This is a genomic window from Streptomyces sp. NPDC056734 (assembly GCF_042790455.1).
Taxonomy (GTDB): domain Bacteria; phylum Actinomycetota; class Actinomycetes; order Streptomycetales; family Streptomycetaceae; genus Streptomyces.
In genome coordinates, this window is the sequence record NZ_JBHTZD010000004.1 from 420,515 (window position 1) to 434,352 (window position 13,838).

13 protein-coding genes are annotated in these 13,838 nt (G+C 72.9%); 9 read left to right on the forward strand and 4 right to left on the reverse strand.

Going from position 1 to position 13,838, the window contains the following annotated elements:
* The first annotated feature begins 346 nt into the window (after positions 1-346).
* Genes panD through ACFRFC_RS08265 form a run of 3 tightly spaced genes read left to right on the forward strand, consistent with a single transcriptional unit; the run spans position 347 to position 1,808 of the window.
* Positions 347-769, forward strand: a complete 423-nt coding sequence (gene panD, locus ACFRFC_RS08255; RefSeq protein WP_382687306.1) for an aspartate 1-decarboxylase — start codon at positions 347-349, stop codon at positions 767-769.
* A 40-nt stretch (positions 770-809) separates the two neighbouring features.
* Positions 810-1,154: a GNAT family N-acetyltransferase gene (locus ACFRFC_RS08260; protein ID WP_382687309.1), complete on the forward strand. Its 345-nt coding sequence runs from the start codon at positions 810-812 to the stop codon at positions 1,152-1,154.
* A gap of 12 nt (positions 1,155-1,166) precedes the next feature.
* Positions 1,167-1,808 carry an aspartate/glutamate racemase family protein gene (locus ACFRFC_RS08265; RefSeq protein ID WP_382687312.1) on the forward strand — a complete coding sequence of 214 codons (642 nt, stop codon included), beginning with the start codon at positions 1,167-1,169 and terminating at the stop codon, positions 1,806-1,808.
* A 628-nt stretch (positions 1,809-2,436) separates the two neighbouring features.
* Here ACFRFC_RS08265 and gndA read toward each other — a convergent pair.
* On the reverse strand, positions 2,437-3,876 hold the full coding sequence (gene gndA, locus ACFRFC_RS08270; RefSeq protein WP_382687314.1) for an NADP-dependent phosphogluconate dehydrogenase: 1,440 nt from the start codon (positions 3,874-3,876) through the stop codon (positions 2,437-2,439).
* A 369-nt stretch (positions 3,877-4,245) separates the two neighbouring features.
* Here gndA and ACFRFC_RS08275 point away from each other — a divergent pair, with 369 nt between their 5' ends.
* Entirely contained in the window at positions 4,246-5,418 is a 1,173-nt protein-coding gene (locus ACFRFC_RS08275) for a transglycosylase family protein (RefSeq protein WP_382687317.1), read from the forward strand.
* A gap of 51 nt (positions 5,419-5,469) precedes the next feature.
* Here the strand turns inward: ACFRFC_RS08275 and ACFRFC_RS08280 are convergent, their stop codons facing one another.
* Together ACFRFC_RS08280 and ACFRFC_RS08285 are read right to left on the reverse strand one after the other, a co-directional pair.
* Positions 5,470-6,624: a DMT family transporter gene (locus ACFRFC_RS08280; RefSeq protein ID WP_382687319.1), complete on the reverse strand. Its 1,155-nt coding sequence runs from the start codon at positions 6,622-6,624 to the stop codon at positions 5,470-5,472.
* A gap of 216 nt (positions 6,625-6,840) precedes the next feature.
* Positions 6,841-6,963: a hypothetical protein gene (locus ACFRFC_RS08285; RefSeq protein ID WP_382687503.1), complete on the reverse strand. Its 123-nt coding sequence runs from the start codon at positions 6,961-6,963 to the stop codon at positions 6,841-6,843.
* Between ACFRFC_RS08285 and ACFRFC_RS08290 the strand changes: the two genes are divergently transcribed.
* The 5 genes from ACFRFC_RS08290 to ACFRFC_RS08310 all read left to right on the forward strand — a co-directional run bounded on the left by ACFRFC_RS08290 (position 6,907) and on the right by ACFRFC_RS08310 (position 13,327).
* Entirely contained in the window at positions 6,907-7,599 is a 693-nt protein-coding gene (locus tag ACFRFC_RS08290) for a (2Fe-2S)-binding protein (RefSeq protein ID WP_382687490.1), read from the forward strand. The two genes, ACFRFC_RS08285 and ACFRFC_RS08290, sit on opposite strands and share 57 nt — an antisense overlap.
* A gap of 38 nt (positions 7,600-7,637) precedes the next feature.
* A complete protein-coding gene (glgA, locus tag ACFRFC_RS08295; RefSeq protein WP_382687322.1) occupies positions 7,638-8,789 on the forward strand; it encodes a glycogen synthase in 1,152 nt (383 codons plus the stop codon).
* An 84-nt stretch (positions 8,790-8,873) separates the two neighbouring features.
* Complete coding sequence (glgC, locus tag ACFRFC_RS08300) at positions 8,874-10,094, forward strand: glucose-1-phosphate adenylyltransferase (protein ID WP_382687325.1); 1,221 nt, start codon at positions 8,874-8,876, stop codon at positions 10,092-10,094.
* A gap of 290 nt (positions 10,095-10,384) precedes the next feature.
* A complete protein-coding gene (locus ACFRFC_RS08305; RefSeq protein WP_382687327.1) occupies positions 10,385-11,737 on the forward strand; it encodes a wax ester/triacylglycerol synthase family O-acyltransferase in 1,353 nt (450 codons plus the stop codon).
* 96 nt (positions 11,738-11,833) lie between these two features.
* Positions 11,834-13,327 (forward strand): SDR family NAD(P)-dependent oxidoreductase, encoded by a 1,494-nt coding sequence (locus tag ACFRFC_RS08310; RefSeq protein ID WP_382687330.1) that lies wholly within the window; start codon positions 11,834-11,836, stop codon positions 13,325-13,327.
* Between the two features lie 73 nt (positions 13,328-13,400).
* Here ACFRFC_RS08310 and ACFRFC_RS08315 read toward each other — a convergent pair whose 3' ends face one another.
* Positions 13,401-13,676 carry a hypothetical protein gene (locus tag ACFRFC_RS08315; RefSeq protein WP_382687333.1) on the reverse strand — a complete coding sequence of 92 codons (276 nt, stop codon included), beginning with the start codon at positions 13,674-13,676 and terminating at the stop codon, positions 13,401-13,403.
* Positions 13,677-13,838: the final 162 nt, after the last annotated feature.

Consider the following 13,838-nt stretch of genomic DNA (forward strand, 5'->3'; position numbering starts at 1 on the left):
GCGCTGTGTTGCCGCGCTGCTTCGGTCATTCGGATTCATGGAACTGTGGATGCCTCCTCCTACGAGTGGGGATGCGAGGCGCATGGGCCAGCTGACCTATCACGGTGCGTGGCCCTTCCGGTCGGGCGCCTTCGCTCCCTACTACCGTCCCGACCGTCCGCGTGACGGTGATCACGGATGGTCGGGCGAGGGTGCTGCGTAGGCTTGGGCCGTCGCCACTGTGGGGTCTGCGAGAGTGGGCCAAGCCATCCGGAAGCTGCCCGAACGCGCGACTCGTTGTTGGGTGTGGAAATAGCCCTTGACCTGCAAAAAAGCAGGCAGGGAGCCTACTTTTGGGAGTGCCTCGATGCTGCGCACCATGTTTAAGTCCAAGATCCATCGTGCCACCGTCACCCAGGCCGACCTGCACTACGTGGGATCGGTGACCATCGACGCCGAGCTGCTCGACGCCGCCGATCTGCTGCCGGGCGAGCTGGTGCACATCGTCGACATCGACAACGGCGCCCGCCTGGAGACGTACGTCATCGAGGGGGAACGCGGCTCCGGGGTCGTCGGGATCAACGGCGCCGCCGCGCATCTCGTCCACCCGGGGGACCTGGTGATCATCATCAGTTACGCTCAGATGACCGACGCCGAGGCACGGGCGTTGCGACCGCGGGTGGTGCATGTGGACGGTGCGAACGGGATCGTGGCCCTCGGGGCCGACCCGGCCGCGCCGGTGCCGGGTTCGGACCAGCGGCGCAGCCCGCAGGCCGCCGGCGCGCGCTGACCGGCCATCCGTACCCTCCCCACGTGCGAAGAGGAGTCCGATGAGCGAGACCGAGATCCGCGACGACCGGGCCGCGGGACGCCTGGCGGCCGTACAGGGCGAGGAGGTCGTGGGCCGTGTCGAGTACTTCGTGCTCGCTTCCCCCGCGCCCGCCCTGGTGCCGGTGCACACCATCGTCGAGCCCGCCCACGAGGGCAAGGGCATCGCAGGATCACTGGCGCGCGAGCTGTACGCGATCGCCGCGCGGGAGGGCATCGCCGTCGCGCCGCTGTGCCCGTACGTCGTCCAGTGGGCGGCCCGGCACCCCGAGGACGCTCCGGCGGCCGACCCCGAGCTGCTGCGCGCGGCCCGGGACTGGCTGGTCGCGCACCCCGGCCGGTTCTGAGGTACGCCCCCCATGCTTGCGCTGCTGCACACCTCACCCATCCACGTCCCCGTCTTCGACGCCCTGCGTGACGAGGACCATCCGGGCCTGGTGCTGCGGCACCTCGTGGACGAGGACCTTCTCGACCGGGCCCGCCGGGAGGGTCCGGACGCGGTGACGGGTGAGGTGAGGGCGGTCGTGGCGCGGGCCGTGGCCGACGGCGCCAGGGCCGTGCTGTGCACCTGCTCCACCATCGGCGGGGCCGCCGAGGCGTTCGCGGCGCCGGTCCCGGTGCTCCGGGTCGACCGTCCGATGGCCGCCGCCGCGGTCGCCGCGGGGCCCCGGATCACCGTCCTCGCCACGGTCGAGAGCACCCTCGGCCCGACGGCCGCCCTGATCGACGAGGAGCGCCGCCGTGCCGGGCGACCGGGCTCGCTCGACGTACGGTTGGTGGAGGGCGCCTGGGAGTGTTTCGGCGCCGGCGATCCGGTCGGCTCCGCCCGGCTGGTGGCCGCCGCGGCGGACGCCGTCACCGACGCCGACGTCATCGTGCTCGCCCAGGCGTCCATGGCCCCCGCCGCCCGCCTGACCACGACCAACGTCCCGGTCCTGTCCAGTCCCCGCCCCGGCCTGTCGGCAGCGGCCCGGCTGGTGTTCGGGGCGCGCGAGCCCTGAGGCTCGGCACGGTGCCCGGGCGGGGACAGAGCCTGCCCCGCCCGGGCCACGGGGCGAGGGGTGCGCGCCCCGGCTTGCCCCGCGCGGGTGAGTGACGGTACGTACGCCGGGCCGGCGGGGGAGTACTCCAACAGCCACGACGCGACCACCGGCGGGAGGCCCCACCATGACCCACCCACCCCCGGACCCCTACCCCACCCCCGTACCCCCTCCGGAGCCACCCCCGGCCCCGGAACCCCTGCCCCGGCCGGAACCACCCCCCACCCCACGACCGACCCCACCCCCGGACCCCGACCCCTCCCCGATCCCCCCGGGCCCAGAACCCTTCCCCACCCCAGAACCAGGCCCTCCCCTCACCTGACCACCCTTCTCGGGCTCGCATGGACGCGGGGCGGACGCAACGCCCTTCTTGAGGGGCGCGGGGAACGGCGCGCCCAGCCCCCACCGGCCCGCACCCGCCCACGCACCGCTCCGCAAGGCAACCGACGGAGCCGACGGACGCGGGGCGGGCGCCACGCCGCCTCAGGGGCGCGGGGAACGGCGCGACCAGCCACACACCACCCGCACCCGCCCCCCGCACAACAGCCCCCCACCCCCGTAGGCGAACCACCCAACCCCAGCGGAGCGGCTACGCCGGGACTTCCGACCGATCCCCGCCCCACAGCGTGTGGAACGCCCCGTCGCGATCCGTCCGCCGATACGTGTGCGCCCCGAAGAAGTCCCGCTGCCCCTGGGTGAGCGCCGCGGGCAACCGCTCGGCGCGCAGCGCGTCGTAGTACGCGAGCGCGGCGCCGAAGCCGGGCGTCGGCACCCCCTGCCGGGTCGCGGCGACCAGGACCTCGCGCCAGTCGTCCTGCGCCGCCGCGATCTCCCGCGCGAACGTCTCGTCGGACAGCAGACTCGGCAGGTCGGGCCGTGTGTCGTACGCCGCGCGGATCCGGTCCAGGAACGCCGCCCGGATGATGCAGCCACCCCGCCAGATCGAGGACACCGCGCCCAGATCGACACCCCAGTCGTATTCGTCGCTGCCCGCGGCGATCTCGTGGAAGCCCTGCGTGTACGACACGATCTTCGACGCGTACAGCGCCTGCTCGACCCGGTCCGCGAAGGCCGCCGCGTCGGACTCGCCCAGCGGGACCGCCGTCGGACCCGCGAGCCCCTGCGAGGCGGCCCGCAGCGCCGCGTGCCCGGACAGCGAGCGCGCGAAGACCGCCTCCGCGATGCCGGACACCGGAACGCCCAGGTCGAGCGCGATCTGCACGGTCCAGCGGCCGGTGCCCTTCTGCTCGGCCTGGTCGACCACCACGTCCACGAACGGCTTGCCGGTCGCGGCGTCCACGTGCGACAGCACCTCGGCGGTGATCTCGATCAGATAGGAGTCCAGCCGTCCCTGGTTCCAGGTGCGGAAGATCTCCGCGATCCGCGCGGGCGCGTACCCGGCGACATCGCGCAGCAGCTGGTACGCCTCGCCGATCAGCTGCATGTCGGCGTACTCGATGCCGTTGTGGACCATCTTCACGAAGTGCCCGGCGCCGTCCGGACCGACATGCGTCACACAGGGCGCCCCGTCGGCCGCCTTCGCGGAGATCTTCTCCAGCATCGGGCCCAGCGAGTCGTACGACTCCTTCGGCCCGCCCGGCATGATGCTCGGGCCGTGCAGCGCGCCCTCCTCGCCGCCGGAGACGCCCATGCCGACGAAGTGGATGCCCTTCTCGCGCAGTTCGCGCTCCCGGCGCCGGGTGTCCGCGAAGTGCGCGTTCCCACCGTCGATGATCATGTCACCGGGTTCGAGCAGCGGCGCGAACTCCTCGATCACCGCGTCCGTGGGATCGCCCGCCTTGACCATGACGACCAGGCGGCGGGGCCGCTCCAGCGCCGCCACGAAGTCCTTCGCCGTCTCGGCCGCGATGAACTCGCCCTCGTCCCCGAACTCCTCCACCAGGGCGTGCGTCCGCGCGGCGGTGCGGTTGTGCACGGCGACGGTATAGCCGTTCCGGGCGAAGTTGCGGGCGAGATTGCGGCCCATGACCGCGAGACCCGTGACGCCGATCTGGGCTGTGTTGCTCATTCCGCCTGCTCCTCAACGATCCGGTCGAAGAGCATTCGATCGAAAACGATCTGATCGAATGCCTCGATCCTCATGAACCTGCTGTCGAACATCCTGTGAAGGTACCTCTCTCCGCCATCCTGACGTCCGCCCACCCGGGGCGCACCTCCGGACCCCGGCACGTCTCGGTACGTGGCACACGGCGGGTCCGTCTCGCCCTCCGTCCCACCCGACGCCGCACGCTCCGGGCCGCCCTCCGTACCTGGAATCCGGCCAACAAAGGGCTGTTACCCGCCATTTGACCTAGTGGGATCCCGATTGCCTTCTTGTCATGGCCTGTTCTTCCCCCCTAGTTTTGGGCCCTCTGACACAGGTCGTAGGGGGCACTTCATGGCCGTACGCGGCCGGCACCGCCGGTACCAGCCGAACAGGATCAACCGCGCCTCACTGACCGTCACGGCGGGCGGCGCGGGTATGGCCCTGCCGTTCATCGGCGCCGGCGTCGCACACTCCGCGGACGTGGCCACCTGGGACAAGGTCGCCGCCTGCGAGTCGACCAGCAACTGGAGCATCAACACCGACAACGGCTACTACGGCGGGCTCCAGTTCAGCCAGTCCACCTGGGAGGCGTACGGCGGCACCCAGTACGCGGCCCGCGCGGACCTGGCGACCAAGGACGAGCAGATCGCCGTCGCCGAGAAGGTCCTCGACGGACAGGGCCCCGGCGCCTGGCCGACGTGCTCACAGATCGCCGGGCTGACCAGGGACGGCGTGGAGCCGGACCTCGACCTGGGCGGCACGAGCACGGCCGCCGCGGCGCAGCCCCAGGCCAAGCCGGCCGCGGTGCCCGACGTCCAGCCGCAGACCACCCCGCAGTCCCGCGCGGGCACGGCCGAGATGTACACGGTGGTGCGCGGCGACACGCTGTCCGGGATCGCCGGCGAGAGCAAGGTCAGCGGCGGCTGGCAGGGCCTGTACTCGGCCAACCGCAGCACGATCGGCACCGACCCGAACCTGATACTGCCGGGCCAGCGCCTCAGCCTGGACGGCCAGACGGCCGCCACCGCCCCGGCGCCGACGCCCGCACCCGCGCCCGCCGAGAAGGACACCGCCGAGCCCGAGACGTCCTCGAAGAGCACGTCCGAGAGCACCGCGAAGGCGTCCCGGGTGGCCCCCGTCGCCGCCGCCACCGGCACCAGCTACCGGGCCACCGGCTCGTCCTGGTCGAAGGGCTACCACACCGGCGTCGACTTCCCCGTGCCCACCGGCACCTCGGTGAAGTCGGTCGGCGCGGGCACGGTCGTCAGCGCGGGCTGGAGCGGCTCCTTCGGCTACGAGGTGATCGTCCAGCACTCGGACGGCCGCTACAGCCAGTACGCCCACCTGTCGGCGATCAACGTGAAGGACGGGCAGTCGGTGACCGCCGGGCAGAGCCTCGGGCGGTCCGGGAACACCGGCAACAGCACGGGCCCGCATCTGCACTTCGAGGTGCGGACCGGGCCCGGCTTCGGCACGGACATCGACCCCCTGGCCTATCTGCGGGCGGGCGGCGTCAAGGTCTGACGGACACGCGCCGCGGGGTCCCGCGCACCCTGCCTCGCGGCGCCGACGGGCTCAGGATCTGACCCTTGTGCGGTGCCGGTCCAGCAGGGGCAGCGGGACGAACGGCCCGCCGTACACCGGGTAGGGGCGGTTCATCAGCCCCGCCGGGGTGTCGGGCACGGCCGGGGTGGCCGCCCTGCGCGGGGACCTGGCCGTGCGGCTCGCGCGTACCGCCCCGCCGACTCCGTCGGTCCTGTTGTCGCCCTCCCGTGCCGGGCCCGGCACGAACGCGTCCAGGGCCTGTCCGGCGCGCTGGGCGGCCCGCTGGACGCCGGTCTCCGGCCCTTCGGGCGTGGACGCCTCCAGCTCGCCGGGAGGCCGGTGGGAGGCGCCCGGGAGGCGCTCGGCGGTCAGCAGGATCAGTCCGCCCGCCGCGACCACGCCGCAGCTCAGCGCGAGCGCGGTGCCGGTCGTGCCGTAGCGGAAGGTCTCGCCGAACATCGTGATGCCGACGGCCGCCGCGACCACCGGGTTCACGACGGTCAGGGTGGCCAGCGGCGCGGCCAGTCCGGCGCCCCGGTAGGACGCCTGGGACAGCAGCAGTCCGGCGATGGCCAGGACACCGATCGCGAGCAGCGAGGGCAGGTCGGAGAAGGCCGGACCGCCGGTCCACTCGACCGCCACGGTCTTGGTGAACACGGACGACATGCCGAAGGCTATGCCGGAGCCCAGCGCCAGCAGCACGCTGCGGGCCACCGGGTGCCGGGACGCCGCGCGGGCGCCCGCCATGAGCGTCACCACCACCAGGGCGGTCGCCGCGAACGCCGCCACCTGCTGGCCGTCGCTCAGCGACCGCGAGCCCGTGCTGCCGACCAGGGACAGCAGGCCCGCCAGGCCCAGGGTCGCCATGACGGCGCCCCGCCAGGCCGTGGCCCCGGCCCTGCGGCCGACGAACATGGCCGCCATGGGCAGCGCGAAGACGATGGTGAGCGCGCCCAGCGGCTGGACCACGCTCAGCGGCCCGAAGGCCAGCGCGACCACGTGCAGCAGACCACCGATGCCGTTGAGCGCCACCGCGGCCCACCACGCCGGGCGGCGCAGCGGGGCGAACTGCTCACCGGCCGAGGCGGACGCGGCCTCCGCGACCCGCTCCTGCACGATCGCCCCGCCCGCGTACGCGATGGCGGAAACCAGCGACAGCAGCACGGAGAACGCGAGGGCACTCATGTGCGGCTCCTCTGCGTCAGGCGGGGGCGTGGTGCCCGGCGCGGCGAACGATCGGCTTTCATAGCCAACAACGATGCCCTCTCGATCGCTTCCCGTCGTCGTACCTGAGCACTCAATGGCTCCTACTGCCGATGGAGTACTCCGCGCGCTCCGTCATCCCACAGGCGGGCACCTCAGGGGGGACACCCTGAGAACGGGTCCCCGAGACCCCTGGTACTACTGCTGTTCGTGGACCTCGACCCGGCTCTCGCCGCGCTCCGGCCGCTCGGCGGCTTCTTCGTCCTGCGCACGGCCGTGGATCCGGAACAGGCGCCCGTCACCTCCGTGCCGCTCGTACAAGCATACGAAAATCCAACGTCGGATGTTTACCGAATTTCGCTGACTTCCCGTGTCCGGAAGGTGGAGCGGTCGCTGCGCGCGCCCGAGACCCGGATCGCCGCCTCGATCGCCCAGCAGGGCCTCGCCGCCCGCCTGTGGTCGGTGGCCCTGGGCTGCGCCGTCCGGTACGGCCACCTCCCCGACCTGGACCCGCGGCTGCTGCGCTGGGACCCCGACGCGAGCGCCCCCGACGACCTCTGGCTGACCGAGCTGCGCCCGCGCCCGGCCGACCCCGGGACCATCGCCGCCATGGTGCTGCACGGCCACCTCGAACCCCTCGCCGCCGCCCTGCGCACCCAGGTCCGCCTCCCCGACGGGCTGCTGCGGGGCAACGCCGCCTCCGCACTGGCGGGAGCCGGACGCGAGCTGGACCACTGGGCCCGCCGCAATGGCCGTACCGACGCCGCCGCGCGAGCCCGGGAACTGACCCGGGAACTGCTCGCCCACCCCCTGCTCGCCGGCACCGGCACCCTCACCGGGACCGCCTTCCGGCGCCGCAGCTGCTGCCTGTACCACCGGGTGCCCAACGGGGGCCTGTGCGGTGACTGTTGTCTCAAGGGACCACGGCGCCCTTCCCCGGATTCCGCTTCTGGGTGACCATGTTCGAACCGGCCGCGGCGAACAGGGGGTTCCGGGTGCGTGTGGGACTGCTGACCCGGGAGTACCCGCCGGACGTGTACGGCGGGGCGGGCGTCCATGTCGAGTTCCTCGCCCGCGAGTTGAGCGCCCTGGTCGACCTGGACGTGCACTCCTGGGGCGAGGGCCGCGCCGACGGCGTCGTACGGCACCGGCCCTGGCCCTTGCTCGACGGCGCCAATGACGCCCTGCGCACCTTCTCCGTGGACCTGGCGATGGCCGCCGGTCTGGAGGACCGCGAACTGGTCCACTCGCACACCTGGTACGCCAATCTCGCGGGCCACTTCGCCAAGCTCCTCCATGGCGTGCCGCACATCATGACCGCGCACTCGCTGGAGCCGCTGCGCCCCTGGAAGGCCGAGCAGCTCGGCGGCGGATACGCGCTGTCGAGCTGGGCCGAGCGCACCGCGATCGAGTCCGCCGACGCGGTGATCGCCGTGTCCGGCGCCATGCGCGAGGACATCCTCGGCTGCTACCCGGCGCTTGAGCGGAGCAGGGTCCATGTCGTGCACAACGGCATCGACACCGCGCTGTACCGGCCCGACCCCGCCACCGACGTCCTGGCGCGGATCGGCCTGGACCTGGAGCGGCCGTACGTGCTCTTCGTCGGCCGGATCACCCGGCAGAAGGGCGTGGACCACCTCCTGCGCGCGGTGCGCGGCATCGATCCGGCGGCGCAGGTCGTGCTGTGCGCGGGCGCCCCCGACACGCCCGAGATCGACCGGGAGTTCCGTGAGCTGTTCCAGGAGCTGAGTCACGCGCGCGCGGGGCTGCACTGGATCCCGCAGATGCTGCCGCGCGGCGAGGTGATCCAGCTCCTCACCCATGCGGCCGTCTTCGTCTGCCCTTCCGTGTACGAACCGCTGGGTATCGTCAATCTGGAGGCGATGGCCTGCGGCACACCGGTGGTGGCGTCGCGGGTCGGCGGTATCCCGGAGGTCGTCACGCACGGCGAGAGCGGCCTGCTGGTCGACGTGGACGACGACTTCGAGAAGAGCCTGGCGACCGCGCTGGACACGGTGCTCGCCGACCCGGCGGCCGGTCGCCGGATGGGCGCTGAGGGACGCGTCCGGGCGGTCGGGGAGTTCGGCTGGGACGCGATAGCCCGGCGGACCGCCCTGCTCTACGGGGACGTCCTCGAACAGGCGTAGTACGCCCGGCGCGGGGGCATGGATGGGTGACAACCAGGCGGGAGCGGGCGGGGCCGGCCGGGACCAGGTGTGAGGGGAGCGGCCATGCGTCGTGGAGGGCCTTCCGTACTCGGGATCGTACTGGCGGGTGGCGAGGGCAAGCGCCTGATGCCGCTGACCGCGGACCGCGCGAAACCCGCGGTCACCTTCGGCGGCACCTACCGGCTCGTCGACTTCGTGCTGTCGAACCTCGTCAACGGCGACATCCTGCGCATCTGCGTGCTCACGCAGTACAAGTCGCACTCGCTGGACCGGCACATCACCACCACCTGGCGGATGTCCAGCCTGCTCGGCAACTACATCACGCCCGTCCCCGCCCAGCAGCGGCTCGGCCCGCGCTGGTACCTGGGCAGCGCGGACGCCATCCTCCAGTCGCTGAACCTGATCCACGACGAGCAGCCCGAGTACGTGGCGGTGTTCGGCGCCGACCATGTGTACCGCATGGACCCGCGCCAGATGATCAACCAGCACATCGACGGCGGCGCGGGCGTCACCGTGGCCGGGATCCGGGTGCCGCGCGCGGAGTCCTCGTCGTTCGGGGTGATCACCCCCGGCTCGGACGGCCGGACCGTGGACCGCTTCCTGGAGAAGCCCGCCGACCCGCCCGGTCTGGCCGGCGACCCCGGCAGTGTGTTCGCCTCCATGGGCAACTACGTGTTCACCACGAAGGCGCTCATCGAGGCGCTCCAGCGCGACGCCGAGGACCCGCGCTCGGTCCATGACATGGGCGGCTCGATCCTGCCGCAGCTCACCGACCGCGGCGAGGCGCAGCTCTACGACTTCAGCGAGAACCACGTCCCCGGCGAGACCACCCGCGACCAGGGCTACTGGCGGGACGTGGGCACGCTGGACGCGTACTACGACGCCCACATGGACCTGATCGCCGAGCGCCCCGCGTTCAACCTCTACAACCGGCACTGGCCGGTCTACACCCACTCCAATCAGCTCTCCCCGGCCCGGTTCAACGCGGGCGGCATGGCCAGTGAGTCGATCATCAGCGCGGGCTGCCTGATCCGGGGGCAGGTCACCCGGTCGGTCCTGTCGCCCGGGGTGGTTGTCGATCCGGGCGCGGTGGTGCAGGGCTCGGTGCTGCACGACAACGTGCACATCGGGCGGGGCGCGGTGGTGCGCGGGGCGGTGCTGGACAAGAACGTGCAGGTCCCGCCGGGCGCCACGATCGGCGTGAATCCGCACCGGGACGCCGAGTTGTACACCGTGTCCAAGGGCGGCGTGATCGCGCTGGGCAAGGGACAGCAGGTGTCCTAGCGCCGGGCGGGTGACCGCCGGGATGCCGGTCCGGCGGTGGGCGCGGTGGCCGAAATCCGCCGAAATTCACCCTGACCGCGCCCCCGCTCCGGCCCGTGCGCGGGTCCGGAGGCCGTGCCGGGGCCGCACGGCCGAACGGGTTACGTGACCGCTGTGACCTGCGTGATCAGAGAGGCGGGAGTTTCTCCGACTTAATCCGTTGTTAACTGAGCGTAGCCTGATCGTACTTGACCGTAATCGGCCGAACGTTATTCACTGCTGTCCCACCCGTCGTCGACGCGAGGCAAGCCGTGACCCCTGACCTGCTCGCACCCCTCGACCTGGCGTTCTGGAACATCGAGACCGACCGGCACCCGATGCACCTGGGCGCCCTCGGCGTGTTCGCCGCGCACTCACCCACCGCCGGAGCCCACGCCGCCGACCTGCTCGCCGCCCGTGCCGCCGGCGTCCCCGGACTGCGCATGCGGATCCGGGACGTCTGGCAGCCGCCCGGCCTGCGCCATCCCCTTGCCGTCGGCGGCGCCACCCGCGAACCCGACCCCGGCTTCGACCCGATGGACCATGTCCGGCTGCACGCCCCCACCAGCGACTTCCAGGCCGAGGCGGGCCGCCTCATGCAGCGCCCGCTGCGCCGCGGACGCCCGCCCTGGGAGGCCCATGTACTGCCCGGCGAGGACGGCCTCGGCTTCGCCGTGCTGTTCAAGTTCCACCACGCCCTCGCCGACGGACTGCGCGCCCTGACCCTGGCCGCCGCGATCCTCGACCCCCTGGACCTGCCCGCCCCGCGCCCGCGCCGCGCCGAACCCCCGAGCGGACTGCTGCCCACCGTCCGCAAGCTGCCCGGACGGGTCCGCGACGCCCTCTCCGACGTCGGCCGGGCCGTCGACATCGGCGCGTCCGTCGCCTTCTCCACCCTCACCGCCCGCCCCGCGCCCGCCCTCACCGCCGAGCCCAGCGGCACCCGGCGCACCGCCGGAGTGGTCATCGACCTCGACGAGGTGCACCGGGTTCGCAAGACCGTCGGCGGCACCGTCAACGACGTCCTGATCGCCGTCGTCGCCGGCGCCCTGCGCCGCTGGCTCGACGCCCGCGGCGACGGCAGCGAGGGCGTCCGGCCCCGCGCCCTGATCCCGGTCTCCAAACGCCGCCCGCGCACCGCCCACCCCCAGGGCAACCGGCTCTCCGGGTACCTGATGCGGCTCCCGGTCGACGACCCCGACCCGCTCGGCCGCCTCGCCGCCGTACGCACCGCCATGGACCGCAACAAGGACGCCGGACCCGGCCGCGGCGCGGGCGCGGTCGCGCTCCTCGCCGACCATGTCCCCGCGCTCGGCCACCGGCTCGGCGGACCGCTGGCCGCCCAGGCCGCCCGGCTCTGGTTCGACATCCTCGTCACCAGCGTCCCGCTGCCCAGCCTGTGCCTGCGGCTCGGCGGCAACCCGCTCACCGCCGTCCACCCCTACGCCCCGCTCGCCCGCGGCCAGTCCCTCGCCGTCGCCATGTCGACCTACCGGGGGCACGTCCACTTCGGCCTGGTCGCCGACGCGAAGGCCGTACCGGACCTGGACCGGCTGGCCCGCGCGGTGTCCGACGAGGTGGCCGCGCTCATCACCGCCTGCGAGTCCGGCGTCACCGCCCGCTGACGGTTTGGCCCGGCGCCCGCCGCTCCGTAAAATTCGCCGTTCGGACAGCGGACGCGCACGGAGCGCCGCGCGGGCAGCAGGGAAACGGCAGCGGCGATGACGGTGACACAGGACGGCCCGACGAGCACGGACGAGGTGGCGTACGGCCCCGGCATCGACCCCGAGCGGCTCGCCGTCTGCCTGGGCGTGCTGGCCGACCTCGACGGGCTGGAGGTCGACCACCCCGACGCCATCGCCGTGCGCCGCGCCACCGCCGGCATCTACCGCACGGTCAAGCAGCGCCGCCGCCAGGAGCGCCGGGCCGCCAAGACCGCCAACGACAAGGCGGTCACCGAGGCCACCGCGACCGGCTCCGCCGAGCGCATCGACGACGAGACCGAGGGCCTGCTGCCCTCCTCCCGCACCGAGCAGGGCCGGATCGCCGGGATACTCCAGCGCCCCCGCTCCTGCTACGTCTGCAAGACCCGCTACGTCGAGGTCGACTACTTCTACCACCAGCTCTGCGAGAGCTGCGCCGCCCAGAACCGCGCCAAGCGCGAGGCCCGCACCGACCTCACCGGCAAGCGCGCGCTGCTCACCGGCGGCCGGGCCAAGATCGGCATGTACATCGCGCTGCGGCTGCTGCGCGACGGCGCCCACACCACGATCACCACGCGCTTCCCCAAGGACGCCATCCGCCGCTTCAAGGCCATGGACGACTCCGCCGACTGGCTCCAGCGCCTGGAGGTCGTCGGCATCGATCTGCGCGACCCCGCCCAGGCCGTCGCCCTCGCCGACCGGATCACCGAGCAGGGCCCGCTGGACATCCTGATCAACAACGCCACCCAGACCGTACGACGGCTGCCCTCCGCGTACGCCGCCCTGGTCGACGGCGAGAGCGCCCCGCTGCCCGCCGGTGAACTCCCCGCCCACCAGGTCATCGGCGCCTTCGGCTCCGGCGCCGTCGACGGACTGGCCGCGCTGCCCGCCGGGATCTCGGGGCTCGACGCGCAGCAGGTCGCCGATCTCGCGCTCGTCGCGGGCAACGCCAGCGTGGAGCGGCACCGCGCGGGCACCGCCATCGACGCCGGCGGCCTGGTGCCCGATGTCGTCGACTCCAACACCTGGGTGCAGAGCATCGACCAGATCTCCCCGGTCGAACTCCTGGAGACCCAGCTGTGCAACTACACGGCTCCGTTCATCCTGATCAGCAAGCTCCGCCCGGTGATGGCCGACGCCGCCCGCGCGGCGGACAGCAAGCACGCGTACGTCGTCAACGTCTCCGCGATGGAGGGCGTGTTCAGCCGTGGCTACAAGGGCGCGGGGCACCCGAACACCAACGCCGCCAAGGCCGCGATGAACATGGTGACGCGCACCAGCGCCGCCGAGCTGTTCGAGACCGACGGCATCCTGATGACCTCGGTCGACACCGGCTGGATCACCGACGAACGCCCGCACTACGACAAGCTGCGGCTCGCCGACGAGGGCTTCCACGCCCCGCTCGACCTGATCGACGGCGCGGCCCGCGTCTACGACCCGATCGTGCGCGGCGAGGCGGGCGACGACCTGTACGGCGTCTTCCTGAAGGACTACGCGCCCGGGAACTGGTGAACGACGCCCACGGGGGCCGGGTGGGCGGTCACCGGGGGTACGCGTGCCAGGTGCGCGGTCGCCGGGTGCGCGGTCACCAGAAGGAGCGGCTGTTGTCCGCCGTGTCCGCCATTTCCAGCCACGCGATGCCCGTCAGCAGCGCGCCCACGCCGGCGAGCAGGGCGGCCAGCGCGAGCGCGTAGAACAGCACGACCCGGGAGAGGTCCCGGTGATCGGCCCCCTTGGGGTGCGCGGCCGGGGGCGGGGATGGCGGAGGAGGCGGAGGCGCCTGGTGTCCGGCCCCGGACCCCGCCCCGGACGGGGGGACCGGGGGAGGAGGGGAGGTCGGCGGCGGTGTGGTGTCGCTCATGAATGGGTCCACCTTCCACGACCGTCCACCGGAGCGCCCCGGCCAAAGCGCCGGGGTTGTGCCGGCCGGCGAACGTTCCCTCCACGATCGCATCGGGGGGTGGGGGCTGCCATTCACGGGGCGGGGCAGGGTGACGGGCGGTCCGCGACCCGGGCGGGGCGG